Here is a 26,383-nt window from a genome sequence, read left to right as displayed (position 1 = left end):
GTCCCCGTCTGCCTGTTCCGGCCCCTGCATGGCACGAAGCGAGGCGAGACGGAAGACGGGCCGGCACCCGGCCGCCCGAGCGCAACCTCCGCACGGGCAAGGCCCTCGGTCCTGCGGGCGGGACCTATTCCAGCCAGAGGTCGCGCAGCAATGCCTGCGCCAGGTGGTCTATGGAGCTGCCGTCTATCCGCACCAATCGTTCATGGCCGTGATACGACACGCGCAGCCTGTCGCCGATGACCTCGTATTCGCCTGAAACCAGCGCTCCCTTGCGGCAGGCGAGGGTGACCGTGCCTTTCATCACCGTGTCCCTTTCCGTCCTTGCCATACCAGCCTGAGCCCGCGGGGCCGGTTGCGGCAAGTGCGACTTTTGGACAGGTCCGCCGGACTGTGTGCGGAAGGCCACAGTCCCGCCGGGGCCGCGCCGCCGGCGCGGGACAGGGCGATGGCCTGCCAACCCCTTGCCGGACATGAAGAAACCGGGCCCGAAGGCCCGGTCGTTCCCGGCCCACCCGCAGGGGGCGGCGATCGTCCCGGCCGGTCAGGACATGCGGGTCAGGACATATTGCACGATGCGCTCGGCCGCGTCCTCGGGGGTCAGATCGACGGTGTTCACGGTGATCTCGGCCTGCTGCGGCTGCTCATAGGGGCTGTCGATGCCGGTGAAGTTCTTCAGTTGGCCCGAGCGTGCCTTCTTGTAAAGGCCCTTGACGTCGCGCGCCTCGGCCACCTCCAGCGGCGTGTCGACGAAGACCTCGACGAACTCGCCCGGCGCCATCAGGTCGCGCACCATCTGCCGCTCCGAGCGGAAGGGCGAGATGAAGGCGGTCAGCACGATCAGCCCGGCATCGGTCATCAGCTTCGCCACCTCGCCGACGCGGCGGATGTTTTCCACCCGGTCGGCATCGGTGAAGCCCAGGTCGCGGTTCAGCCCGTGGCGGATGTTGTCGCCGTCCAGCAGAAAGGTGTGCTTGCCCAAGGCATGCAGCTTCTTCTCGACGATGTTGGCGATGGTGGATTTGCCCGAGCCGGACAGGCCGGTGAACCAGACCACGGCGGGCTTCTGGTTCTTCAGCGCGGCATGGGCCTCGCGGTTCACGTCCAGCGCCTGCCAGTGGATGTTCTGCGACCGGCGCAGGGCGAAATGGATCATGCCCGCCGCTACCGTGGCGTTGGTCATGCGGTCGATCAGGATGAAGCCGCCCAGGTCGGGGTTCTGGGCATAGGCCTCGAAGGGGATCGGCCGGTCGGTCGAGATGTTGACCACCCCGATGGCGTTCAGCCCCAGCGTCTTGCTGGCCAGGTGCTCCAGCGTGTTGACGTTGACCTCGTATTTCGGCTCGGTGACGGTCGCGGTGACCGTCTGGGTGCCGATCTTCAGCAGGTAGGGACGGCCCGGCAGCATCTCCTGCTCGGCCATCCAGACCAGCGTCGCCTCGAACTGGTCGGCGACCTCGCAGGGCTGGTCGGATTGCACGATCACGTCGCCGCGCGAGCAGTCGATCTCGTCGGCGAAGGTCAGGGTCACCGACTGGCCGGCGACCGCCTGGTCCAGATCGCCGTCAAAGGTGACGATGGACTTGACCGTGGTGGTCTTGCCCGAGGGCAGCACCCGGATCGCGCCGCCGGGCCGCACCACGCCGGCGCCGATCTGTCCGGCGAAGCCGCGGAAGTCCAGATTCGGCCGGTTCACCCATTGCACCGCCATGCGGAACGGATGGTCCTGCATCTGCGCGTCGTTCACCGGCGCCTGTTCCAGGTGGCCCAGCAGCGTCGGGCCCTGATACCAGTGCATGTTGTCGCTGTGGCTGACGATATTGTCGCCCTTGAGCCCCGAGATCGGGATCGGCAGGAAGCTGTCCATGCCGATCTGCTTGGCGAAATGCGAGTAATCCGCGACGATGTCGTAGAACCGTTCGGCCGAGTAATCGACCAGGTCCATCTTGTTCACCGCCAGCACCACGTTCTTGATGCCGAGCAGGTTCACCAGATAGCTGTGCCGCCGGGTCTGGGTCAGCACGCCCTGGCGCGCGTCGATCAGGATCACGGCGAGGTCGGCGGTCGAGGCGCCGGTGACCATGTTGCGGGTGTATTGTTCATGGCCGGGCGTGTCGGCGACGATGAACTTGCGCTTGTCGGTGGCGAAGAAGCGATAGGCGACGTCGATGGTGATGCCCTGTTCGCGCTCGGCCGCCAGCCCGTCGACCAGCAGCGCGAAGTCGATCTCGCCGCCCTGGGTGCCGACATTCTTGCTGTCGTTTTCCAGGCTGGCCAGCTGGTCCTCGAAGATCATCTTGCTGTCATAGAGCAGCCGGCCGATCAGCGTCGACTTGCCGTCGTCGACCGAGCCGCAGGTGATGAAGCGCAGCATGGTCTTGTGCTGGTGCTTCAGCAGGTAGGCGTCGATATCCTCGGCGATCAGGGCGTCCGTGACGTAGACGGGGTCCTTCATCTCGTGGTTCATTTCAGAAATACCCCTCTTGCTTCTTCTTCTCCATCGAGGCGGACTGGTCGTGGTCGATGGCGCGGCCCTGGCGTTCGGACGTGGTGGTCAGCAGCATTTCCTGGATGACCTCGGGCAGGGTGCGGGCGGTGGATTCCACCGCACCGGTCAGCGGATAGCAGCCCAGCGTGCGGAAGCGCACCGATTTCATCACCGGCTGTTCGCCCTCGCGCAGGCGGAAACGCTCGTCATCGACCATGATGAGCAGGCCGTCGCGTTCCACGACCGGGCGCGGTTCGCTGAAATACAGCGGCACGATGTCGATGTTCTCCAGGTGGATATATTGCCAGATGTCCAGCTCGGTCCAGTTCGACAGCGGGAAGACCCGGATCGATTCGCCCTTGCCCTTGCGGGTGTTGTAGAGCTTCCACAGCTCGGGGCGCTGGTTCTTGGGGTCCCAGCGGTGGTTGGCCGAGCGGAACGAGAACACCCGCTCCTTGGCGCGGGACTTCTCCTCGTCGCGGCGCGCGCCGCCGAAGGCCACGTCGAAATTGTATTTGCTCAGCGCCTGCTTCAGCCCGTCGGTCTTCCACATGTCGGTATGCAGGCTGCCATGGTCGAAGGGGTTGATGCCCTTTTCCATCGCCTCGGGGTTGTGGTGGACGATCAGCTCCATCCCGGCCTCGGCCGCGGCGCGGTCGCGCAGCTCGTACATGGCGCGGAACTTCCAGGTGGTATCGACATGCAGAAGCGGGAAGGGCGGCGGGGCCGGATAGAACGCCTTCTTCGCCAGATGCAGCATGCAGGCCGAGTCCTTGCCCACCGAATACAGCATCACCGGGTTGTCCGCCGTGGCGACGACCTCGCGCATGATCTGGATGCTCTCGGCCTCCAGCCTCTGGAGATGGGTCAGCGTGGCCACCTGACCCCCGGTTTCAATGACGGATTGGCTGTTCATCTGCATGGCCCTTGTTCTGCGATGTGCGTCCTTTGCCAGATTTTCCCGGCAAGACCAAGACCACCGGAACGGGAAACGGCCCTGCCCGGACCTGCGCGCGGGCGGATTCGCGCCATGTCCGGCCCGGGCGGCGGCGACGCGGCCCGTCGCCGGTCCCTTGCCCGCCGTCTATATGCGTTTCCGGCCCGCTTTTCCGCTGTTTCTTGCCCCTGCGGCGAAGGAAAGCGCGCGCCATTTCCGCTCGTTTCGCGCCGCATCGCAGCGAAATGCGCATGTTTTCGCCGCAATGCCGCGCATATTGGCTCGTTTTTTCAAAAAACGATCATAAACGAAAATTTCTGCTTGACCGCGGTCACGCAGACGTTACACCTTTCGCCCAGGATGGGTGCCAGGACGGGAGGGGATCGGCGTGTCAGCACCAGAGCGGCCCGCGGCCGACCTTTTCATCATCGGTGGCGGAATCAACGGCTGCGGCATCGCCCGGGATGCGGCGGGGCGCGGGCTTTCGGTCACGCTGGCCGAGCAGGGCGACCTGGCGCAGGCCACGTCCTCGGCCTCGACCAAGCTGTTCCATGGCGGGCTGCGCTACCTGGAGTTCTTCGAGTTCCGGCTGGTGCGCGAGGCGCTGGAGGAGCGCGAGACGCTGCTTTGCGCCATGCCGCATATCTCATGGCCGATGCGCTTCGTGCTGCCCTGGTCGCCGCAGATGCGGTTCGAAAGCGATACGCCGACCTCGCGGCTTCTGTCATTCGTCATGCCCTGGATGCGCGGCCGTCGGCCGGCCTGGCTGATCCGGCTGGGGCTGTTCCTTTACGACAATATGGGCGGGCGCAGGATCCTGCCGGGCACCCGGCGGCTGGACCTGTCCCGCGACCCGCTGGGCAAGCCGCTGAAGCCCGGCTTCCGGCTGGGCTGGGAATATTCCGACTGCTGGGTGCAGGATTCGCGGCTGGTGGTGCTGAACGCCCGCGACGCCCAGGCGCGCGGCGCCACCATCCTGACCCGCACCCGCGTCACCCATGCCGAGCGCGCCGGCGATCTGTGGCGCATCACCACCGAGGGGCCGGAGGGCACGCGGACCCATCGCGCCCGCGCCCTGGTCAATGCCGGCGGGCCCTGGGTCGAGGAGGTGATCCGCAATGTCGCGCATATCCAGTCCTCGGAAGGGGTGCGGCTGGTGCGCGGCAGCCATATCGTCGTGCCGCGGCTCTATGATCACGACCGCTGCTATTTCTTCCAGGGCACGGACGGGCGGATCATCTTCGCCATCCCGTTCGAGGAGGATTTCACCCTGATCGGCACCACCGACATGGACCATCAGGGCCCGCCGGGCGAGGCGCGCTGCTCGGATGCCGAGCGCGACTATCTCTGCGCCTTCGCCAGCCAGTATTTCGCCAGGGCCGTGACGCCCGACCAGGTGGTCTGGACCTATTCCGGGGTGCGGCCGCTCTACAATGACGGCGCCAAGTCGGCCACCGCGGCGACGCGGGACTATGTGCTCAGCCTCGACGGGGCCGGCGCGCCGCTGCTCAACGTCTTCGGCGGCAAGATCACCACCTATCGCCGGCTGGCCGAGGGGGCGCTGGCCAAGCTGGCGCCGTTCTTTCCGCAGGCCGGCGGCGCCTGGACGGCGCGGGTGCCGCTGCCCGGCGGCGATTTCCCGGTGGACGGGGTCGAGGACCTGATCGCACAGTTGCAGGCCAGCCATCCGTTCCTGCCGCTGCGCCAGGCCCGCCGGCTGGTGCGCACCTATGGCACCGAGGCGTTCCTGCTGCTCGACGGTGCGGAAAGCATGGCGGCATTGGGCCGCGACTTCGGCGCCGGCCTGACCGAGGCCGAGGTGAACTGGCTGATCCGCAACGAATTCGCCCGCAGCGCGCCGGACATCCTTTGGCGGCGCACCAAGCTGGGGTTACACATGGACGAGGCGCAATGCCGCGAACTGGAGGCGTTCGTGGCTGCGCGGCAGGCCGCCCATCCGGCGGCGGAATAAGGGGGAGGAAGGCTTTGCTGGAATTGCAGGGCGTGTCCCGGTCGGTCGGGGGAAGGGTGCATATCCATCCCACCAGCCTGACCTTGCAAAGGGGCACCATGAACGTGCTGCTGGGGCCGACGCTGTCGGGCAAGACCAGCCTGATGCGGCTGATGGCGGGGCTGGACCAGCCCTCGACCGGCCGCATCCTCTGGGACGGCGGGGACGTGACCGGGCAGCGGGTACAGGACCGCGGCGTTGCCATGGTCTATCAGCAGTTCATCAACTATCCCGGCCTGTCGGTCTATGAAAACATCGCCTCGCCCCTGCGCATCCTGGGCCGGCCGCGGGACGAGATCGACCGCAAGGTGCGCGAGACCGCCGAGATGCTGCGGCTGACGCCCATGCTGGCCCGCAAGCCGCTGGAGCTGTCGGGCGGCCAGCAGCAGCGCTGCGCCCTGGCCCGGGCGCTGGTCAAGGGCGCCGGGCTGGTGCTGCTGGACGAGCCGCTGGCGAATCTCGACTACAAGCTGCGCGAGGAATTGCGCGTCGAGATCCCGCGCATCTTCGAGGCCTCGGGTGCCATCTTCGTCTATGCCACCACCGAGCCCGAGGAGGCGCTGCTGCTGGGCGGCCAGACCGCCACGCTGTGGCAGGGGCGGGTGACGCAGTTCGGCCCGACGCCGCGCGTCTATCGCCAGCCGGTCGATGCGACCACGGCGCGGGTGTTCAGCGATCCGCCGATGAACTTCGTCGGTGCCCGCAAGCAGGGCGCCGCCGTCAGCCTGGGCGAAAGCGCCCTGGCCGCCGGCAGTTTCGCCGATCTGCCGGATGGCGCCTATCTGGCCGGGTTCCGCGCCAATCACCTGTCGCTGGCCCGCCACGCCCCGGCGGCGGTCGAATTCGCCTGCCGGCTGGTCGGGACCGAGGTCACCGGCTCGGAAACCTTCCTGCATGTCGAGCACGGCGCCGACCGCTGGGTCGGGCTGGTCGAGGGGGTGCACCAGCTCAGCCCCGGCCAGCCGCTCTCGGTCTGGCTGGACCCGGCGCATGTCTACCTGTTCGACGCGGCCGAGCGCCTCGCCGCTCCGGCCGCCTATGCGAAGGCGGCCTGACATGGCACGGATCACGCTGAAGAACCTCGCCCACAGCTACCTGGCGCAGCCACGCTCCGAGGCGGATTACGCGCTGAAGGAAATGGACCATGTCTGGCAGGACGGCGGCGCCTATGCGCTTCTGGGCTCGTCCGGCTGCGGCAAGACCACGCTTCTGAACATCATTTCGGGACTTCTGACCCCCAGCCACGGCCGGGTGCTGTTCGGCGACCGCGACGTGACCGACGCGCCCACGGCCGAGCGCAACATCGCCCAGGTGTTCCAGTTCCCGGTGGTCTACGACACCATGACCGTGCGCGACAACCTGGCCTTCCCGCTGAAGAACCGCGGTAAGGACGCCGCCTATATCAAGGCGCGCGTGGACCAGATCGCCCGGATGATCGGCATGGAGGCGATGCTGTCGCGCAAGGCCCAGGGCCTGACCGCCGATGCCAAGCAGAAGATTTCCCTGGGCCGCGGCATGGTGCGCGAGGACGTGAACGCGATCCTGTTCGACGAGCCGCTGACCGTCATCGACCCGCAGATGAAATGGGAGCTGCGCACCCAGCTCAAGGCCCTGCACCGCCAGTTCGGCCATACCATGATCTACGTCACCCATGACCAGACCGAGGCGCTGACCTTCGCCGACAAGGTGGTGGTGATGTATGAGGGGCGCGTGGTGCAGATGGGCACGCCCGAGGAACTGTTCGAGAAGCCCGCCCACAGCTTCGTCGGCTATTTCATCGGCTCGCCGGGCATGAACTTCCTTGATGCCGAGCTGCAGGGCGACCGCGCCCGGCTGCCGGGCGGCGAGGTGGTGGCGCTGGGCGCGCATTACGCCCCGGTCGCCGGCCGGGTGCAGATCGGCATTCGCCCCGAACATGCCATGCTGGTCGCCAGCGGCGGGATGCCGCTGACCGTCCGCCGGGTCGAGGACGTGGGCCGTCACCGGCTGGTGCGCGGCGAGCTTGCGGGCCGGCCGCTGAACGTGGTCATGCCCGAAGGCATGCCGGTCGAGGGCCTGCCGCAGGTCGCCTTCGCGCCGGGCCGGATCAACGTCTATGCCGACGACTGGCGCGTCGCGCCGCAGGAAGGGGGGGCCGCCTGATGGAAAAGACCTGGAACAACAAGGCCTGGTTCCTGGTGCTGCCGGTGCTGGTGGTCGTCGCCTTCTCGGCGGTGATTCCGCTGATGACGGTGGTGAACTACGCCTTCAACGACACGTTCGGCAACAACGAATTCTTCTGGGCCGGCCTGGAATGGTTCGACGAGATGGTGCATTCCGACCGCCTGCACGAAGCGCTGGGCCGGCAGGCGCTGTTTTCCGCCATCATCCTGGCCATCGAGGTGCCGCTGGGCATCTTCGTGGCGCTGAACATGCCCAAGAAGGGCTTCTGGTCCAGCCTGGTGCTGGTGCTGATGGCGCTGCCCCTGCTGATCCCCTTCAACGTCGTCGGCACGATCTGGCAGATCTTCGGCCGCACCGATATCGGCCTGCTGGGCCGGGGGCTGGCGGCGCTGGGGCTGGACTACAACTATACCAACGATCCCGTTGACGCCTGGATTACCGTGATCGTCATGGATGTCTGGCACTGGACCAGCCTTGTGGCGCTGCTCTGCTATGCCGGGCTGCAATCCATCCCGCAGGCCTATTACCAGGCCGCCCGGATCGACCAGGCCAGCCGCTGGGCTGTGTTCCGCCATATCGAGCTGCCGAAGATGAAGGGCGTGCTGCTGATCGCCGTGCTCTTGCGCTTCATGGACAGCTTCATGATCTATACCGAGCCCTTCGTCGTCACCGGTGGCGGGCCCGGCAACTCGACCACCTTCCTGTCCATCGACCTGGTGAAGATGGCGGTGGGGCAGTTCGACCTGGGCCCGGCGGCGGCCTTCAGCCTGATGTATTTCCTGGTGATCCTGCTGGTCAGCTGGGTGTTCTACACGGTGATGACCAGCATGGACCGCAGCCAATCCGACATCCCGGAGGCCATGTGATGCGCGTGAAATCCTCTGCCCTGGTGATGGCGCTTTATCTGCTGTTCCTGATGCTGCCGATCTACTGGCTGCTCAACATGAGCCTGAAAACCAATGCCGAGATCACCGGCACCTTCAGCCTTTACCCGCACGGCCTGACGCTGCGCAATTACGGGGTGATCCTGACCGATCCCAGCTGGTACATGGGTTATGTGAACTCGATCATCTATGTGGTGATGAACACGGTGATCTCGATCACCGTGGCGCTGCCGGCCGCCTATGCCTTCTCGCGCTACAGCTTCATGGGCGACAAGCACCTGTTCTTCTGGCTGCTGACCAACCGCATGTCGCCGCCGGCGGTCTTCGCGCTGCCCTTCTTCCAGCTTTACTCCTCGATCGGGCTTTTCGACACGCATATCGCGGTGGCGCTGGCGCATTGCCTGTTCAACGTGCCGCTGGCGGTCTGGATCCTGGAAGGCTTCATGCGCGGCGTCCCGAAGGAGATCGACGAGACCGCCTATATCGACGGCTACAGCTTCCCGCGCTTCTTCGTGCGGATCTTCATGCCGCTGATCGCCAGCGGAATCGGGGTCGCCGCCTTCTTCTGCTTCATGTTCAGCTGGGTCGAGCTGCTGCTCTCGCGCACCCTGACCAGCGTGAACGCCAAGCCCATCGCCGCGACGATGACCCGCACGGTCAGCGCATCCGGCATGGACTGGGGCGTGCTGGCGGCGGCGGGGGTGCTGACCATCATCCCCGGCGCGCTGGTGATCTGGTTTGTCCGCAACTACATCGCCAAGGGCTTCGCCCTGGGGAGGGTCTGATGTCCGACGCCGCCATCCCGACGCAGAACCGCGGGGCCTGGCCCGCCATCTATGCCGCGGCGGCCCTGCTGATGGGCGCCATCCTGGGCTTCCTGGTCTGGGCCACGCCGGTCGCCGAGGGCGCCAAGGACTGGACCGCGCCGATGATCCCGGGCGGCTGGATGGCCTGGACCTTCCCGGTGGCGCTGTTCTTCTGGGTGATCGCCAGCCTGCTGGTGCTGTTCACCATCCTGGCCATCCGCTTTCCCGAAACCCCGCGGCTGGGCATCCTGCGCATCGAGACGACGCGCGGCGACCGGCTGTTCATCTCGCTTCTCGGCTCGGCCTTCATCTGCCTGGTCTGGCTGTTCTTCGCCGGCCCGCCGCTGTGGTGGGGGCTGGCGCTTTGCCTTGTCTATGCCGCGGCGGTGTTCCGCTGGGTCTGACCGGGTTCGAACCAGCCCCGGGGGCAGCGGCGATTGCCCCGGGGCGCAAGGATCAACGTCTCGTTCCAAGGGAGGAAAACATGAGACCGATGCAAAGGACCACGGCCATGGCGCTTGCGCTGCTGGTCATGGGCGTGCCCGCCTGGGCGGATATGGAGGCGGCGAAGACGTTCCTGGACGCCGAGATCGGCGATCTCTCGACGCTGTCGCGCGCCGACCAGGAAAAGGAGATGCAGTGGTTCATCGACGCGGCCAAGCCCCTGGCGGGGATGGAGATCAAGGTGGTCTCGGAAACCATCACCACGCATGAATACGAAGCCAAGGTGCTGGCGCCGGCCTTCACCGCCATCACCGGCATCAAGGTCACTCATGACCTGATCGGCGAGGGCGACGTGGTCGAGAAGCTGCAGACCCAGATGCAGACCGGCGAGAACATCTATGACGCCTATGTCAACGACAGCGACCTGATCGGCACGCATTGGCGCTATCAGCAGGCGCGCAGTCTGACCGACTGGATGGCCGGCGAAGGCAAGGATTTCACCAGCCCGACGCTGGACCTGGACGATTTCATCGGGCTGAAGTTCACCACCGCGCCGGACGGCGACCTGTATCAGCTGCCCGACCAGCAATTCGCCAACCTCTACTGGTTCCGCTACGACTGGTTCAGCGACCAGAAGACCAAGGACGATTTCAAGGCCAAATACGGCTATGACCTGGGCGTTCCGGTCAACTGGTCGGCCTATGAGGACATCGCCGAGTTCTTCACCGGCCGCGACATGTCCTATATCGAGGGCGGTCCCAAGAAGGCCTGGGGCAACATGGATTACGGCAAGAAGGATCCCAGCCTGGGCTGGCGCTATACCGATGCCTGGATGTCCATGGCCGGCATGGGCGACAAGGGCGAGCCGAACGGCCTGCCGGTCGACGAATGGGGCATCCGCGTTGACGAGAACAGCCGCCCGGTCGGCTCCTGCGTGGCGCGCGGCGGCGCGACCAACGACGCGGCGGCGGTCTATGCCGTGACCAAGGCCATCGACTGGCTGCAGAAATACACCCCGCCCGAGGCCATGGGCATGACCTTCGGCGAGGCGGGCCCGGTCCCGGCGCGCGGCGACATCGCCCAGCAGATGTTCTGGTACACCGCCTTCACCGCCGATATGGTCAAGCCCGGCACCCCGGTGGTGAACGAGGACGGCACGCCGAAATGGCGCATGGCCCCCAGCCCGCACGGCGCCTATTGGTCCGAGGGCACCAAGATCGGCTATCAGGACGTGGGCTCCTGGACGCTGATGAAATCGACGCCGGTGGATCGCGCGCAGGCCGCTTGGCTCTATGCGCAATTCGTGACCTCGAAGACCGTGGACGTGAAGAAATCCCATGTCGGGCTGACCTTCATCCGCGAATCGACGATCCAGGACAAGTCCTTCACCGAGCGCGCGCCGCAGCTTGGCGGCCTGGTCGAGTTCTACCGCTCGCCCGCCCGCGTGCAATGGTCGCCGACCGGCACCAACATCCCTGACTATCCCAAGCTCGCGCAGCTCTGGTGGCAGAACATCGGCGATGCGCTCTCGGGCGCCAAGACCCCGCAGGAGGCGCTGGATTCGCTCTGCGCCGAGCAGGAGCGGGTGCTGGCCCGGCTGGAACGCTCGGGCGTGCAGGGCGACCTGGGCCCCAAGCTGAACGAGGAAAAGGACGCGCAGGAATGGCTGGACGCTGCGGGCTCGCCCGTCGGCCCGCTGGAGAACGAGAAGCCGCAGGGCGAGACGATCTCCTATGACGAGCTGATCAAGTCCTGGCAGTAACCTGCCTTGGCGGGCGGGGCCCTGCCTCGCCCGTCTCTCTGCCTTTCGGGGGACCGACGAACCGCCATGACCCATATCCTTGCCATCGACCAGGGCACGACTTCGTCCCGCGCCATCATCTTCGACGCCCGGCTGACCCCCGTCGCCTCGGCGCAAAAGGAGTTCCCGCAGCATTTCCCCGCCTCGGGCTGGGTCGAGCATGATCCTTCGGACCTGTGGGTCAGCGTCGCGGGCGTGGCACGGGCGGCGGTGGAAAAGGCCGGACTGCATGCCGGCGACATCGCCGCCATCGGCATCACCAACCAGCGCGAGACCACGCTCCTCTGGGACCCCAAGACCGGCCAGCCGCTGCACCGCGCCATCGTCTGGCAGGACCGCCGCACCGCCGACCTTTGCGACCGGCTGAAGGCCGAGGGGCACGAGCCGATGATCGCCGCCCGCACCGGGCTGCTGCTCGACCCGTATTTCTCGGGCTCCAAGCTGAAATGGCTGCTCGACAATATCGACGGCGCCCGCGCCCGCGCCCGACGCGGCGAACTCGCCTTCGGCACCGTGGACAGCTGGCTGATCTGGAATCTGACGGGGGGCAAGGTGCATGCCACCGACGCCACCAACGCCGCCCGCACCCTGCTTTACAACATCGCCGAGAACCGCTGGGACGAGGAGATCTGCGCGCTCTTCGACATTCCCATGCAGCTGCTGCCCGAGGTGCGCGACTGCGCCGCCGATTACGGCGCCACGCGCGCCGACCTGTTCGGGCGCGAGATCCCGATCCTCGGCGTCGCCGGCGACCAGCAGGCGGCGACGGTGGGCCAGGCCTGCTTCGCGCCGGGCATGATGAAATCGACCTATGGCACCGGCTGCTTCGCGCTGCTGAACACCGGGGCGAAGATGGTGGCCTCGGGGAACCGGCTGCTGACCACCGTCGCCTATCGGCTGGAGGGCCGCACGACCTATGCGCTGGAGGGCTCGATCTTCATCGCCGGGGCGGTGGTGCAATGGCTGCGCGACGGGCTGAAGATCATCCGCCACGCCGCCGAGACCCAGCCGCTGGCCGAGGCGGCCGACCCGGCGCAGGAACTGCTGCTGGTGCCGGCCTTCACCGGCCTTGGCGCGCCCTATTGGCGGCCGGATTGCCGGGGCGCGGTGTTCGGGCTGACGCGCAATTCCGGCCCGGCGGAGCTGGCGCGGGCAGCGCTGGAAAGCGTGGGCTTCCAGACCCGAGACCTGCTGGAAGCGATGCGCGCCGACTGGCCGGATGCCGCGCAGGGCGTGCTGCGCGTCGATGGCGGCATGGTGGCCAGCGACTGGACCATGCAGTTCCTGGCCGACATCCTGGGCGCGCCGGTGGATCGGCCGCGGGTGACCGAGACGACGGCGCTTGGCGCGGGCTATCTGGCCGGCCTGGGGGCGGGTCTGTGCCCGCCGCCCGAGGATTTCGCCCGCGACTGGGCCCTGGAGCGCCGCTTCGAGCCCACCATGGCCGAAGGCGAGCGTGAAGCACGCTATGGCCGCTGGAAAAGCGCCGTGAAGGCCGCCATCGCCGCCGCGGGCTGACCGGCAGGGCTAAAGCGCACCGCCCCGAAGCGTGTCGAGCGGCTGGAACATCAGCCCGCCCGGCCCCTGCACCAGATGGGCGGTGATGCCGAAGACCCGGCCGAGGTTCCCGGCGGTCAGCACCGCCTCGGGCGGGCCGTCGGCGGCGATCTTGCCTTGGTGCAGCATGACCAGCCGCGTGCAATGCCGCGCCGCCAGCCCCAGATCGTGCAGCGAGGCCAGGACGGCGTGGCCCTGCTCGGCAAGCTGGCGGAACAGCCGCATCACCTCGATCTGCGCCGCCGGGTCCAGCCCGGCGATCGGCTCGTCGGCGATCAGCAGCGGGGTCTCCTGCGCCAATGCCCGGGCGATCAGCGTGCGGGCCTGTTCGCCCCCCGACAGTTCGGTGGCGCGGCGGTGGCGCAGCGGGTCCAGATGCAGCGCGTCGATGGCGCGTTCGATGGCGGCGCGGTCGGTGCTGCCTGCGGAATGCGGATGGGCGATGCGGCCAAGCGCCACCAGCGCCTCGACCGGCATCGGCCAGGCGATCTCGCGACCCTGCGGCATGTAGGCGGCGGCGTGGGCGCGTTCGCGCACCGAAAGCGCCGCCAGCGAGGAATGGCCCCGCGCCGGCAAAAGCCCCAGCGCCGCGCGCAAGAGCGTGGTCTTGCCGGCGCCGTTCGGACCCAGCAGGCCGACGAACTCGCCCGCGCCGATGCGCAGGTCGATGCCGTTCAGCACCGGACGGCCGGCGCGGTGCAGGGACAGGGCGCGCAGCTCCAGCATGGTCACAGCCCCTCGCGCCGGGTCTTCAGGATCAGGTGCAGGAAGAAGGGCGCGCCGACCAGTGCCGTCAGAACCCCCAGCTTCAGGTCGCGGCCCGGGGCGATCAGCCGCACGGCGATGTCGGCGACCAGCACCGTGGCCGCGCCCCCCAGCGCCGAAGCCGGGACCAGCCGTGCCGGGCTGGCGCCGACCGCGCGGCGCAGCACATGCGGCACCACCAGCCCGACGAAGCCGACCGTGCCCGCGACCGCCGTGGCGCTGCCGATCAGCGCGGCGATGCCCGCGACCAGCATCAGCCGCAGCCGCCCCAGATGCACGCCGCTGGAGGCCGCCGCATCCTCGCCCAGCGTCAGCGCCTGAAGCGCGCGCCGCGTGGGCCAGAGCGCCGCGAAGCCCAAGCCCATGAACGGCGCCGCGATCCCGACATGCAGCATCGAGCGATCCGCCAGCGAGCCCATCATCCAGAACACGATCTCGTTGGCGGCGAAGGGATTGGGCGACAGGTTCAACACCAGCGAGGTGCCCGCACCCGCCAGCGCCGAGATGGCGATGCCGGCCAGGATCAGCGCCAGCGTGCCGCCGCGCGGCCCGGCCAGCGCCAGCACCAGCAGCACCGACAGCGCCGCGCCGGCCAGTGCCGCCAGCGGCAGGCCCAGCGGAAAGGCCGCCGACAGCCCGGTCTGGATCGCCAGCACCGCCCCCAGCGCCGCCGAGGCGCTGGTGCCGATCAGCCCGGGCTCGGCCAGCGGGTTGCGCAGGAAGCCCTGCAGCACCGCGCCCGACATCCCCAGCGCCGCGCCGACCAGCAGGCCCAGGATGGCGCGCGGCAGCCGCAGCTCGCGCATGACCAGGGTCAGCATCTCGTCGCCGCGGCCAAGCAGCGCGGCAAGGCTCTGGCCCGGCCCGATCCCGGCCGGGCCGATCAGCAGCGAGGCCAGGAACAGCGCCACGACCAGCGCCGAAAGCGCGGCGATCAGCAGCGGCTGGCGCGGCGCGGTCATCGTGCTCTCTCCAGCGCCAGGCGGGCCTTGCGCAGCTGCGCCACGGCGCGCAGGATGAAGGGATTGCCGCAGATCCATTCGGGATCTCTCATCGCTTCGGCCGGGCGATCGCGGGTCAGCGCCTTCAGCGCCGGGTGGTCCAGCACCTCCTGCCCGCGGGCCTGGCCCGGATAGCGGTGGCCCTCGACCAGCAGGTCGGGATCCGACAGCAGCAGCGTCTCCAGCGGCAGGACGCCGCCCGCGGGCAGGCCGAGCGTGTCGGCAACATTGTCGAAGCCGGCCAGCGCCACGATCTGCCCGGCCAGGGTGGCCGAGCCCGAGCTGTAGCCGTTCACCTCGTAAAGCGCCGCGCGCGGCCGGGGGCCGGGCGGCGCATCGGCCAGCCGCGCCAGATCGGCGTCGAAGCGCGCCAGCAGCGCCTCGGCCTGGGGTTCGCGGTCCAGGACCTCGCCCATGCGGCGGATATTGGCCCGGATGCCGGCGATGTCGGTCTCGACCGGGAAGACCTCGACCGGGACATCCAGCCGCTCCAGCAGCCGGATCGCCCCCGGTGCGGTCCATCCGCCGGCCAGAACCAGATCGGGCCGGGCCAGGAAGATCTCCTCGACCAGGCCGTGATTGACCGGCAGGCGCGCCGCCTCCTCGGCCATGGTCGAGGCGGCCGGATCCCGCGCCAGATACGAGACCGAAACCAGCTGCCCGGGCGCTGCCAGCAGCATCGCCAGCTGGTCGGTGCAGAGGTTCATCGACAGCACCCGACGCGGCGGATCGGCCGCGGCGGGCTGCAGGCAACCGGGCAGGGCCAGGCCGGCCAGCAGGCAGGCGGCAAGGCGAAGCCGCCCTACCATTGCGCCGTCAGCCCCGCATAAACGGTGCGGCCCTGGCCGTAATAGCCCCAGGCCTCGGAATAATCCTCGTCGAACAGGTTCACGATGCGGCCGGTCAGCCGGACATTTCCGGTCAGGTCATAGCCGGCGGCCAGGTTTACGGTCACGTAATCGGGCAGTTCGGTGGTGGGCGGCGTCCAGTTGCGGAACCATTCCGAGCCGTAATTGCCGGCGACATGGCGCAGGTCGGCGGTGACCGTGCCGCGGCCCCGGGCGAAATCGGCACTGGCGCGCAGGCCCAGCACGTGGCGGGGCTGGCCGGCAATGGGCTCACCTTCCGCGGTATGCGCATCGGTATAGGTATAGTTCGCCCCGAAGCGCAGCCAATCGCTCGCCTCCAGATCCAGTTCCAGCTCGAACCCCTTGCGGGTGCTGGTGCCGGCGATGTTGGTCGAGGTTTCTCCGGCGCCGGCGATCATGTCCTCGACCTTGCTGGTGAACAGCGTGGCTCCCAACTGGCCCCGGCCCCCGGCAAAGCCCAGATCGGCGCCGATCTCGTAGCCGCGGCTGGTTTCGGGCGAGAGGTCCGGGTTGCCGTGATAGGTGCCGGGCGTATAGCCGTAAAGCTGGAACATGTCGGGATTGACGATGGCCTTGCCGGCCGCGGCGCGCAGCCGCAGGTCGCGGTCGGGCAGTTGCCAGGCGCCGGCGATGCTCCAGGAGGTCGCGTCGCGGAACGCTTCGTTCATGTCCCGGCGAAGTCCGGCCTGCAGGCTGAAGCCGTTCTGGAACCGGCCCTGATACTCCAGCGCCGCCGATCGGGTGTCGCGCTCGTAGCGGCCGCCGCCGGCAAAGCTGGCCTCGTAGGTTTCCTGCTTGCTGGTCAGGGCGACATTCAGCTTGTGGGCCGCGTTGCGGGCATTGCTGCCATCCAACGCCCAACTGGCGACATAGCCGAAATTGCGCAGCCGCGAGGCGTCGTCATAATCGGCGCGCCCGTCGTAGAAATGCGCGGTGGCCTGGTTGCTGCCCGAAAGGGCGAAGCGGTTCAGCAGCCGGCCCCCCAGCGCCTCGGCCTCGAGCCAGAGCGAGCCGTAGGTTTCGTCCCGGTCTGCGGTCCAGGGCTCGTCGCGCAGGTAATCCTCGGGCGAGGTGACGAAGGACACCGATTCGTCATAGCCGTATTCCTGCCAGCTGCGCCGCAGGGTGAAGCCGGCGGTCACCGCCTCGCTGATGTCGTAGGAGCCGCCGAGGGTCAGGGTCTCGCGGTCGTTGAACTCGGTATCGCCGCCCGGCGTGCGCGAGGCGTCCTCGCCATCGGTATGGCGCGTCGCGGCCGAGAAGCTGATCTGGCCGCGCTCGCCCATGGCGCGGACATGGGCGCTGGCGGCGCGGGTGCCCTGGCCGCCGATCTCGACCCCGCCGCCGTAGCTGAGCCCCGGCGCGGCGGCGCGGCGGGTGGTGATCGAGATCACCCCGGCGGCGGCATTGGCGCCGTAGATCGTCGATTGCGGGCCGCGCAGCACCTCGATGCGCTCGATATCCTCGGTCAGCAGGCCGCTGAACACATAGTCGCCGCTGCCGGGGGCATTGGCCTCGACCCCGTCGATCAGCACCAGCACATGGTTGGATTCCCCGCCGCGGATGCGGACCTTGGTCAGCGTCTCGCCGGTCGAGGTCACGGCCAGGCCGGGCAGGCCGCGCAGCGCGTCCTGGACGGTGACGAAGCCGTGCGCCTGCAGATCCTCGGCGGTCAGGATGCTGTGGGCGCGGCCATAGGCGCTTTCGACGACCGGCGACAGGCCGCCCGACAGCACGACCGTGTCCAGCACCACCGGCTTCTGCGCGTCCTGGCCCGCGGCGGCGGTGGGGAGGAGCAGGGCGGTGGCGGCAAGCAGGGAAACCCGGGTTCTGAACATTCCAAAGCCTTTCCAGCGCGGGGCACGGCCCGCGATTTGCAGAACTGTGCTGCGGAAAGGCCAAGGGCAGCCCGGCCGCAGCGCGGAGACTGTCACCTCTGCGGAACGGCCGCTTTCCGGGCGCGCCCCGCGCCGGGAATGGGTGATCGCTGCGGCAGGTCTCCTGGCTTGCGGATCATCGCCCGGGCCGGCCTTCCCGGGATGCCCCCAGTGGCGCCTGCGGCCTTCGCTCACCGCTTACAGTTGCGGGGGCAGCCCCGGCCTTGCCCGGTCCGCATCGCGGTCCCAGGCGCACCGGCGTTCCCTTTTCATCCGGCAGTGCCGGAAACCGTAGCGAGCCCGCATTGCCGCAGCGCCGCCCGTCCTGTCAAGCGCGCCGTGCCGTCGGCTGTTGCCGGCAGGGGGGCTGCCAGGGCGCGGCCGGTCCCCTGCGCCCCGGCAAATGCCGGTCCGGCCGCGGCCTTTTCACCCAGTCCTGCCGCTGCGATCGGCGCTCCCGCGCCGGCCGGTCGGCGGCTGCGTCATTCCGCCGCTGCCAGCGTGGCGCGGATCGCCCGGGCCAGGCGGCGGCAGCCTTCCTCCAGCGCCTCGGGCGGGTTGAGGGTGAAGTTGATCCGCAGCGAACGGCGGTCCTGCCCCTCGGGGTCGAAGACGCTCGAAGGCGAGATGCAGACGCCCTGCGCCAGCCCCTCGTGCAGCAGCCGGTCGGTATCCAGCCGTGGGTCGCGCGCCGTCGCCCAGACGAACATGCCGCCCACCGGCACCTGCCAGTCCAGATCGCCCGCCAGGTGTTCGCGCATCGCCGCGCAAAGCGCATCGCGCCGCGCCCGGTAAAGCGACAGGATGGCGGGCCGGATGCGCTCGGTCATGCCGCCTTGCAGCGCCCGCAGCGCCAGCATCTGCGAAAGCCCGCTGGTGCACATGTCCGAGCCCTGCTTGGCGGCGGCCAGCGCCGCGATCATCTCGGGTGCGGCGATCACCCAGCCGATGCGCAGCCCTGGCGTCAGCTCCTTGGAGAGCGAGCCCATGTAGACCACTGGCCCGTCATAGGGGCCGTCGCCGGACCCGGCATGGCCCGCCGCCGAAAGGTCGAGCAGCCGGGGCAGCGGCTCGCCTTCGTAATAAAGCACGCCGTAAGGGTCGTCCTCGACCAGCCAGGTGCCGGTGGCGTGGGCGGCGGCGACCAGCGCCTGCCGCTCGGGCAGCGAGACCAGCCGGCCGCTGGGATTCGAGAAATTCGGCACCGTATAGGCGAATTGCGCCCCCTGCATCGCGGCGTGAGGGTCGTGGTCGTTGCGCTCGATCCGCATGGGGCGATAGCGCGGCGCGCGTGGCCGCCAGGCGTCCAGCGCCCCCAGATAGGCCGGGCTTTGCGCGGCGATGGTGCCGCCGGGCTGCAGCAGCACCTTTCCCACCAGCTCCAGCGCCTGCATGCCGCCGGTGGTGATCAGCACGTTGTCGCGCGTCAGCCGCAGCGCCGGGGTCGCGCAGCGCGCCGCGATCAGGTCGCGCAGCGCCGGCAGGCCGGGGATCGGGCCATAGCCCAGGGCCTCGGCCGGATGGCTGCGGATCACCTCGGCGGCCAGGTCGGCAAGCTCCTCGACCGGCCAGAGCGAAGGCTCGGGCAAGCCGCCGCCCAGGTTGATCAGATCGGGGATCTGCCCGGCGGCCAGGAAGACCGAGGTCACGTCATTGGTCTGCCCGAGCCAGGGGGCGAAGGCGCGGCGGCTGGCAGCCTGTGGGGCCGGGGCATGGGCGGGCATCCGTGCGGGCATGGGGGCATGTGCTGGCATGGCATCCTCGTGATCCTCGGCAGAGGATAACCGCGCCCACGGCGCATGTCCCTGCAAAGATTTGCGATATGCTTTTCCATTGCGCGGTAATTCCCTATGAATTGCCATTATCTTGGCGGGATTCACCATGACTCAGCTTGACGCCATCGACCACCGCATCCTGACCCATCTGCGGGCCGAGGGGCGGATCCCGATCCTGGAACTGGCCGAGCGGGTCGGCCTGTCGCCGACGCCCTGCGGCCGGCGGGTCCGGCGGCTGGAAGAGGCGGGGGTGATCACCGGCTATGCGGCGCAGATCGACCCGCAGGCACTGGGGCTGGCCATCAGCGTGCTGATCGCCGTCCGCCTGGCCCGGACCGGCCCCGAGGGCAATGCCGGCTTCCTGGCCGCGCTGCGCGACCGGCCCGAGGTGGCCGAGTGCTTCCTGGTGACCGGCAACAATATCGACTACATGCTGCGGGTGCAGGTCCGCGACATCGACGCGCTCGGCACCTTCATCCGCGACGTGCTGCAGCGCATCCCCGCGGTGGGCGAGACCTCGACCATGGTGATCCTGAAGCAGGGGCTGGACTAGCGGCCCGCGGCCGGCCCGGCTCGCTTGTATCCGCCGGCCATCTGTATCAGAACCGCGGCCAGCCAGGAGGATCGCGATGAACGCTTTGAAAAGGATCGGCATCGACACCTACATGCTGCTGCTGCTCGGCATGGTCCTGCTTGGCCTGCTGCTGCCGGCGCGCGGCATGGCGGCCGAGGCCCTGCGCGGCGCGACCTTCTGGGCGGTGACGCTGCTGTTCTTCCTTTACGGCGCCAAGCTGGACCCGGCCTCGGTGCGGGCCGGGCTGCTGAACTGGCGGCTGCAGGGCCTGACCTTTGGCGCCACCTATCTGCTGTTCCCGCTGCTGGGCCTGGTCCTGGCTGCGGTGTTCGGCGGTGTGCTGGGACCGGAGCTGACCCTGGGGCTGCTGTTCCTGGCGGTGCTGCCCTCGACGGTGCAAAGCTCGATCGCCTTCACCTCGATGGCCGGGGGCAACGTGCCGGCGGCGATCTGCGCGGCCTCGCTGTCGAACATGGCCGGGGTGGTGCTGACGCCGCTGCTGGTGACGCGCCTCCTGCACCAGGAAGGCGGCGGGGTCAGCCTGGACGCCGTCGAGAAGATCGCCGTCCAGATCCTCTTGCCCTTCGTGGCCGGCCAACTGCTGCGGCCCTGGATCGGCGCCTTCGTCCAGCGCCACAGGCTGCTGACCATGGTGGTGGATCGCGGCTCGATCCTACTGATCGTCTATTCGGCCTTCGGCGCGGGCACCGTGGCGGGCATCTGGTCCTCGATCCCGGCCCCCGGGCTGGTGCTGTGCTTCCTGGTGGTCAGCCTGTTCCTGGCGCTGGCCATGGCGATCATGCTGGGGGCGGGGCGGCTGTTCCGCCTGCCGCCCGAGGACCGGGCGGTGCTGTTCTTCTGCGGCTCGACCAAGAGCCTGGCCAGCGGCCTGCCCATCGCGACGGCGATCTTTCCGGCGGCGACCGTGGGCGTCACCGTGCTGCCGGTGATGATCTATCACATGATCCAGCTGCTGGTCTGCTCGGCCGTCGCGCAAAGGCAGGCCCGCGCCCGGATGTGAGCGCGGGACCCGCCGCGGGGATCAGTGACCCCCGGCCGGGATCAGCGGCACCTCGTTGCCCTCGGCGTCGAACAGCTTGCCGTCGATGTAATAATCGCCGTCGCGCAGCTGGGCGATATCCGCATAGCGGATGGTCCGTTCCGACGCGGCGCCGAAGACCGAGGGCTGGTTGGAATTGCCGGCCGTCAGGTGGTTGAACAGCAGGTTCAGCGTGATCGCCATCAGCGCCGAGGAACTGATGCCGGAATGGAAGATGGTCTCGACCCAGGCCGGAAACTGGTCGTAGAAGCTGGGGATGACGATCGGGATGGTGCCGAAGCCGATCGAGCTGGCGACGATGATCAGGTTCATGTTGTTGGCGTAATCCACCCGCGACAGGGTGCGGATGCCGCTGGCCGCGACCGTGCCGAACAGCACGATGCCGGCGCCGCCCAGCACCGGGCTGGGGATCGCCGCGACCACACGCCCCATGACGGGCAAGAGCCCCAGCGCCACCAGGATCAGCCCGCCGGTGGCGACCACATAGCGGCTCTTGACCCCGGTGACCGCCACCAGGCCGACATTCTGGGCAAAGGCGCTTTGCGTGAACGAGCCGAAGATCGGCGCCAGCATGCTCGACAGCATGTCGGCGCGCAGCCCGTCGCCCAGGCGGCGCGAATCCACCTTGGTCTCGACGATCTCGCCCACCGCGAAGATGTCGGCCGAGGTTTCGACCAGCGTCACCAGGATGACGATGAACATCGAGATGATGGCCGCGACCCCGAAGGTCGGATAGCCGAAATGGAAGATCTGCGGCAGGGCGAAGACCGGCCCCTCGGCCACGCGCGAGAAATCGGTCATGCCGAAGGCATAGGCGATGACGGTGCCGATCACCAAGGCCAGCAGGATCGACAGCCGCGAGATCGCCGCGTTGCCCACCTTGCTGAGCAAAAGCACGATCAGCATGGTTACCCCGGCCAGCAGGATATTGGCCTGGCTGCCGTAATCGGGGGCGGTGCGGTTGCCGCCCATGGCCCAGGATCCCGCCACCGGCATCAGCGTCAGGCCGATGGTGGTGATGACGATGCCCGCCACCAGCGGCGGGAAGAAGCGCGTGATGCGCGAAAAGACCGGCGTGATGAGCAGTCCGAGAAACGACGAGGCGATGACCGCGCCGAAGATCGCCTGGATGCCGCCATTGCCCGAAATGGCGATCATCGTCGCCACCCCGGCGAAGGACACGCCCTGCACCAGCGGCAGCTGGCAGCCGAAGAAGGGCAGGCCGATGGTCTGCAGCAGCGTCGCCGCGCCGCCGGCGAACAGCGATGCGGTGATCAGCAGCCCGATCTCGGCCGGCGACAGGCCGGCGGCCTGCCCGACGATCAGGGGCACGGCGACGATGCCGCCATACATGGTCAGGATATGCTGGAAGCCATAGGCCAGATTGGCGAAAAGACCCAGCCTTTCATCTTCGGGCCGGCTTGATTCGGTTGCCGGATATGTGGTTGTCTCCACGGACATCTCCCCCTCTCTCCGTGCGCAGGCTCTCCTCCTGCGGGATCGGGCGGAACTTATCGGCATAAGCCGGCAGCAACTTTAACAGAAAACTATAAGCTGAGTTAAGATCCAGTGTAAAATACGGCGGCCGGTTCTTGCAGCACGGGCCGCCGCGGGAACCGGCCGCGGCAGCGGCCGGGGACTGGCGGGCGGCGCCCTCAGCCGAACAGCGCCGCGGTCTTGCGGGCGGTCATCCACACGCCCCAGGCCAGCGGGAGGCCCACCGCCGCCCAGGCCAGCAGCGCCGGCAGGTCGAAGCGGCCGCGGCCGATGCCGAAGGAGCCTTCGGCTGCCGCCGCCTCGCCGGCGCTGCCGGCCTGCAGGGCGGCGACCTCCTCGGGCTTCATGAACCATTTCTGGTCCAGGGGCCGGACCAGCGCGTTGCAAAGCAGCCCCAGCGCCAGGAACCCGGCAAGCGTGTACATGGTATAGTCATAGACCTGGGCGCGCGGCACGCCGGCGGCGATCTGCGCCTCGCGCAGGTAGTTCACCACCACCGGGCCGACGATTCCGGCCGTGGCCCAGGCGGTCAGCAGCCGGCCATGGATGGCGCCGACGAATTGCGTGCCGAACACGTCCGCCAGATAGGCCGGCACCGTCGAGAACCCGCCGCCATACATCGAGATGATGATGCAGATCATCGCCACGAACAGCACCTGGTTGCCCAGATGCGCCACGCTGGGCGCCAGCGCGTAAAGCGCGATCCCCAGGCCGAAGAAGATGAAATAGGTGTTCTTGCGCCCGAACCTGTCCGAGGCCGAGGCCCAGCAGATCCGGCCGCCGATGTTGAACAGCGACAGCAGGCCGGCGAAACCGGCGGCGATGGCGGCGATGGCGGTCTTCTGTCTGGTGTCCAGGTCGGTGAAGCCCAGTTCGGGCCGGCCCAGGAGCCGGCCGGCGAAGATCTCCTGCAGCATGGGCGAGGCCATGCCGATCACCCCGATCCCGGCCGAGACGTTCAGGCACAGCACCAGCCAGATCAGCCAGAACTGCCGGGTCTTGTGCGCGTCCCGCAGATGGACGTGGTGATGGGTGATCATCGCCGCCCGCCTGGCCGGAACCCTGGGCTGGAAGCCGGTGGGCCTCCAGCCGGTCGGCGGCACCCGATAGCCGAAGGCGCCGGCCAGCATGAAGACGAAATAGACCGCCGCCAGCGTCAGGAAGGTCTGCCAGACGCCGATCTCGGTCGGGGTCTGGAAATGGTTCATCAGCCGGTCGGCCAGAGGCGCGCCGATCATCGCCCCGCCGCCGAAGCCCATGATCGCCATGCCGGTCGCCAGCCCGCGCCGGTCGGGGAACCACTTGATCAGCGTCGAGACCGGCGAGATGTAGCCAAGCCCCAGCCCGATGCCGCCGATGAAGCCCGAGCCAAGCCACATCAGCCAAAGCTGATGCGTCATCACCCCCAGCCCGGCCAGCACCATGCCGCCGCACCAGCAGCAGGCCGCCACCACGCCGGCCTTGCGCGGCCCGGCCGTCTCCAGCCAGCCGCCCCAGATCGCGGCCGAGGATCCCAGCAGCACGAAGAACAGCGTGTAGATCCAGCCCAGATCGGCCACCCGCCAGTCGCAGCTGGTGGTGAACAGAGCCGTGGCCAGGCTCATCCCCTCGCAGACCACCGGCTCGGTGACGCCGATGGCGCGCGACAGTGGCAGCCAGAACACCGAAAAGCCATAGGCCATGCCGATGCACAGATGCACGGCCAGGGCCGCCGGCGGCACCAGCCAGCGGTTGAAGCCGGGCTTGGCGATGGTGCGCTCTCGGGACAGCAGGCCGGCGGAAGCGCCGTCCCCTGTCCAGCTTTCCTGAAGATCCGTCATCTGTCTGCCTTCCTCCCTGGGCATGCGACCTTAGGGGGCGATGCCGCCGGCTCCTCTTCCGGCGGGGTCGCGGTCGCGGATGCGTCATGGCCGGGGATCAGGCCAGATCAATCCATTGATTTCAACGGACAATATGTCCATGTCACATGGACAGCCTGTCCCGCCGGCCGCGCGACCGTCCCATGGACCGGGCGGCCCGCGCCCCGGCTGCGCCCATCCGGCTAGGGCCAGGCGCTTGCCAAGCCCGGCGGGGCAATGCGACTGTGTTGGCCGAGGGGGGAGGGGGCGATGCAGGCAGCAAGCGATCCAGGGTCCGGGCCGCAGGGCGCGTTCGGCGAGGCGCTGGCCCAGACCACGATCCTGGTGGTCGAGGACGAGCCGGGCATGCGCAGCTTCCTCGAGCGCATCCTGGCCCCGAAATGCCGCGCCGTGCATCTGGCCGCCAATGCCGCCGAAGCTACCGTCCTGATCGCCCGGACCGATTTCGACCTGGTGATCCTGGACAACCTGATGCAGGGCCAGCGCGGTGTCGACTGGCTGTCCGAACAGCGGCGGCTGGGCTTCTTTCCGCCCGCCATCCTGATGACCGCCTATGCCGACATGGAGACCGCCATCCAGGCGCTGCAGGCCGGGGCCTCGGATTTCCTGCTGAAACCCTTTCGCACCAACCAGCTGCTGAACGGCATCGCCCGCTGCCTGGAGGGCGAGAGGCTACGGCGGGAAAACCTGGTGCTGCGCCAGGAGCTGCGCAACAGCGTCGACCAGGATCGGCTGCGCAGCGAGCTGATCGGCAGCTCTGCGGCCATCGAGGCCGTGCGGCAGGTGATCGCCCGGGTGGCCGCCACGCCCTCCTCGGTGCTGATCACCGGCGCCTCGGGCACCGGCAAGGAGGTGGCGGCGCGGATGATCCATGCCCTGTCGGACCGCGCCACCTGCGCCTTCGTGCCGGTCAATTGCGCCGCCATCCCCCCGGACATGCTGGAGACCGAGCTTTTCGGCCACGTCCGCGGCGCCTTTCCCGGCGCCGAGCAGAACCGCGAGGGGCTGTTCATGTCGGCGCGCGGCGGCACGCTGTTCCTGGACGAGATCGCCGAGCTTTCCGTCGGGCTGCAGGCCAAGCTCTTGCGCGCCATCGAGGATCGCCGCATCCGGCCGCTGGGGTCCGAGCGCGAGACCCCGGTGGATGTGCGGCTGATCTTCGCCGCCAATGCCGATCTGGACAAGGCGGTGGCCGAGGGGCGGCTGCGGGCCGACCTGCTCTATCGCATCAACGTGCTGCACATCGCCATGCCGACGCTGGTCGAACGCGGCCCGGACCTGTTCGACCTTGTGCATCTGTTCATGGACATCCTGTCCCGGCAGCTTGGCATGCGGCCCGTGCCGATCACCGCCGAGGTGCGGGCGAGCCTCGCCACCTATGACTGGCCCGGCAACGTGCGCGAGCTGCGCAATGCGGTCGAGCGGGCGCTGATCCTGGGCCGCTTTCCGCCGCTGACCGCCCAGCTTGGCCGCCGCGACGGGCAGACCTTGGCCGAGATCGAGCGGCGCGCCATCCTGGGCACGCTGGCGGCGCTGGACGGGGACCGCGAGGCGGCAGCGGCGCGGCTGGGCATCTCGCGCAAGACCATCGACCGGCGGCTGGCCGACTGGAATGGCTGACGCCGCCCGCCCCTGGCGCCATTCCGTGCGCTACCGGCTGCTGGCCATCGCGCTGCTGCCGGTGCTGGTGATCCTGCCGGTGTTTCTGGGCGTGACCATGCATCAATGGTCGCTCAAGTTCGACCGGCTGCTGATCGCCAAGGTCAACAGCGACCTGACCATCGCCCAGCAATATCTGCAGAACATCCTGGAAACCGCCGGCGAGCGGATCGAGATGCTGGCGCGTTCCGAGGAATTCGCCCATAGCGCCGACCTGCCGGGTTTGCTGGACGTCTACCGGGTGCGGCTGGGGCTCGACTATCTCTACCTGGCCAGCCCGGCCGACGGCATGGTCGCGGCCAGCCCGCGGGGGGCGCGGCCGCTGCATGGGCCGGGCGCGGCCCCGGCGCGGGGCGCGC

General features: G+C 68.5%; 21 protein-coding genes, 1 pseudogene and 1 riboswitch. Of the genes and pseudogenes, 12 read left to right on the top strand and 10 right to left on the bottom strand.

Translation table 11 applies throughout. The features are described 5' to 3' along the window. Nucleotides 1–124: 124 nt before the first annotated feature. From I9P22_RS09620 to cysD, 3 genes are all read right to left on the bottom strand, one after another. Complete coding sequence (locus I9P22_RS09620; RefSeq protein ID WP_199259269.1) at nt 125–301, bottom strand: hypothetical protein; 177 nt, start codon at nt 299–301, stop codon at nt 125–127. Between the two features lie 240 nt (nt 302–541). Then, nucleotides 542–2,464, bottom strand: a complete 1,923-nt coding sequence (cysN, locus tag I9P22_RS09615) for a sulfate adenylyltransferase subunit CysN (RefSeq protein WP_199259268.1) — start codon at nt 2,462–2,464, stop codon at nt 542–544. Nucleotide 2,465: 1 nt separating this feature from the next. Next, a complete protein-coding gene (gene cysD / locus I9P22_RS09610) occupies nt 2,466–3,401 on the bottom strand; it encodes a sulfate adenylyltransferase subunit CysD (RefSeq protein WP_233253302.1) in 936 nt (311 codons plus the stop codon). A gap of 409 nt (nt 3,402–3,810) precedes the next feature. Between cysD and glpD the strand changes: the two genes are divergently transcribed. The 8 genes from glpD (at nt 3,811) to glpK (ending at nt 13,049) form a co-directional block, all read left to right on the top strand. Further along, on the top strand, nt 3,811–5,394 hold the full coding sequence (glpD, locus tag I9P22_RS09605; protein ID WP_199259266.1) for a glycerol-3-phosphate dehydrogenase: 1,584 nt from the start codon (nt 3,811–3,813) through the stop codon (nt 5,392–5,394). A 14-nt stretch (nt 5,395–5,408) separates the two neighbouring features. Further along, nucleotides 5,409–6,488 carry an ABC transporter ATP-binding protein gene (locus tag I9P22_RS09600; protein WP_199259265.1) on the top strand — a complete coding sequence of 360 codons (1,080 nt, stop codon included), beginning with the start codon at nt 5,409–5,411 and terminating at the stop codon, nt 6,486–6,488. A 1-nt stretch (nt 6,489) separates the two neighbouring features. Beyond that, entirely contained in the window at nt 6,490–7,575 is a 1,086-nt protein-coding gene (locus I9P22_RS09595) for an ABC transporter ATP-binding protein (RefSeq protein ID WP_199259264.1), read from the top strand. Beyond that, nucleotides 7,575–8,462, top strand: coding sequence for a carbohydrate ABC transporter permease (locus I9P22_RS09590; protein WP_199259263.1), 888 nt, complete (start codon nt 7,575–7,577; stop codon nt 8,460–8,462). The genes I9P22_RS09595 and I9P22_RS09590 overlap by 1 nt, the downstream gene beginning before the upstream one ends. Next, a complete protein-coding gene (locus I9P22_RS09585) occupies nt 8,462–9,265 on the top strand; it encodes a carbohydrate ABC transporter permease (RefSeq protein ID WP_199259262.1) in 804 nt (267 codons plus the stop codon). The genes I9P22_RS09590 and I9P22_RS09585 overlap by 1 nt, the downstream gene beginning before the upstream one ends. Further along, a complete protein-coding gene (locus I9P22_RS09580; protein WP_233253301.1) occupies nt 9,265–9,690 on the top strand; it encodes a DUF2160 domain-containing protein in 426 nt (141 codons plus the stop codon). Before I9P22_RS09585 ends, I9P22_RS09580 begins: the two co-directional genes overlap by 1 nt. Before the next feature lie 80 nt (nt 9,691–9,770). Further along, a complete protein-coding gene (locus I9P22_RS09575) occupies nt 9,771–11,492 on the top strand; it encodes an ABC transporter substrate-binding protein (protein ID WP_199259261.1) in 1,722 nt (573 codons plus the stop codon). A 66-nt stretch (nt 11,493–11,558) separates the two neighbouring features. Beyond that, a complete protein-coding gene (gene glpK, locus I9P22_RS09570) occupies nt 11,559–13,049 on the top strand; it encodes a glycerol kinase GlpK (protein ID WP_199259260.1) in 1,491 nt (496 codons plus the stop codon). Nucleotides 13,050–13,058: 9 nt separating this feature from the next. Here glpK and I9P22_RS09565 read toward each other — a convergent pair whose 3' ends face one another. From I9P22_RS09565 to I9P22_RS09545, 5 genes are all read right to left on the bottom strand, one after another. Then, entirely contained in the window at nt 13,059–13,814 is a 756-nt protein-coding gene (locus tag I9P22_RS09565) for an ABC transporter ATP-binding protein (protein WP_199259259.1), read from the bottom strand. 2 nt (nt 13,815–13,816) lie between these two features. Beyond that, the gene (locus tag I9P22_RS09560; RefSeq protein WP_199259258.1) at nt 13,817–14,815 is read right to left on the bottom strand and encodes a FecCD family ABC transporter permease; all 999 of its coding nucleotides are present in this window, start codon (nt 14,813–14,815) and stop codon (nt 13,817–13,819) included. Continuing rightward, nucleotides 14,812–15,663 carry an ABC transporter substrate-binding protein gene (locus tag I9P22_RS09555; RefSeq protein ID WP_199259257.1) on the bottom strand — a complete coding sequence of 284 codons (852 nt, stop codon included), beginning with the start codon at nt 15,661–15,663 and terminating at the stop codon, nt 14,812–14,814. Before I9P22_RS09555 ends, I9P22_RS09560 begins: the two co-directional genes overlap by 4 nt. Continuing rightward, nucleotides 15,657–17,561, bottom strand: coding sequence for a TonB-dependent receptor plug domain-containing protein (locus tag I9P22_RS09550; protein ID WP_199259256.1), 1,905 nt, complete (start codon nt 17,559–17,561; stop codon nt 15,657–15,659). Before I9P22_RS09550 ends, I9P22_RS09555 begins: the two co-directional genes overlap by 7 nt. Nucleotides 17,562–17,697: 136 nt before the next feature. Next, nucleotides 17,698–17,909, bottom strand: a riboswitch (cobalamin riboswitch). A gap of 173 nt (nt 17,910–18,082) precedes the next feature. Next, nucleotides 18,083–19,354 (bottom strand): aminotransferase-like domain-containing protein, encoded by a 1,272-nt coding sequence (locus I9P22_RS09545; RefSeq protein ID WP_233253300.1) that lies wholly within the window; start codon nt 19,352–19,354, stop codon nt 18,083–18,085. 127 nt (nt 19,355–19,481) lie between these two features. Here I9P22_RS09545 and I9P22_RS09540 point away from each other — a divergent pair, with 127 nt between their 5' ends. Together I9P22_RS09540 and I9P22_RS09535 are read left to right on the top strand one after the other, a co-directional pair. Further along, entirely contained in the window at nt 19,482–19,928 is a 447-nt protein-coding gene (locus I9P22_RS09540; RefSeq protein ID WP_199259255.1) for an Lrp/AsnC family transcriptional regulator, read from the top strand. Nucleotides 19,929–20,004: 76 nt separating this feature from the next. After that, a complete protein-coding gene (locus I9P22_RS09535) occupies nt 20,005–20,970 on the top strand; it encodes a bile acid:sodium symporter family protein (protein WP_199259254.1) in 966 nt (321 codons plus the stop codon). A gap of 21 nt (nt 20,971–20,991) precedes the next feature. On the opposite strand, the gene I9P22_RS09530 is transcribed toward I9P22_RS09535, so the two are convergent. Both I9P22_RS09530 and I9P22_RS09525 read right to left on the bottom strand, forming a co-directional pair. Further along, on the bottom strand, nt 20,992–22,464 hold the full coding sequence (locus I9P22_RS09530) for a nucleobase:cation symporter-2 family protein (RefSeq protein WP_332909016.1): 1,473 nt from the start codon (nt 22,462–22,464) through the stop codon (nt 20,992–20,994). 200 nt (nt 22,465–22,664) lie between these two features. After that, nucleotides 22,665–24,326: an OFA family MFS transporter gene (locus I9P22_RS09525; protein ID WP_199259252.1), complete on the bottom strand. Its 1,662-nt coding sequence runs from the start codon at nt 24,324–24,326 to the stop codon at nt 22,665–22,667. Nucleotides 24,327–24,614: 288 nt separating this feature from the next. On the opposite strand from I9P22_RS09525, the gene I9P22_RS09520 reads away from it, so the two are divergent. Next, nucleotides 24,615–25,985, top strand: a complete 1,371-nt coding sequence (locus tag I9P22_RS09520) for a sigma-54-dependent transcriptional regulator (protein ID WP_199259251.1) — start codon at nt 24,615–24,617, stop codon at nt 25,983–25,985. Further along, a pseudogene (locus I9P22_RS09515) lies at nt 25,978–26,383 on the top strand (sensor histidine kinase); the annotation flags it as partial. The gene I9P22_RS09520 and the pseudogene I9P22_RS09515, both read left to right, overlap by 8 nt.

The organism is Paracoccus binzhouensis (assembly GCF_016446475.1).
GTDB lineage: Bacteria > Pseudomonadota > Alphaproteobacteria > Rhodobacterales > Rhodobacteraceae > Paracoccus > Paracoccus binzhouensis.
Note: the sequence above shows the minus strand (reverse complement) of the source record. Positions and strands in the feature narration are given on the sequence as shown.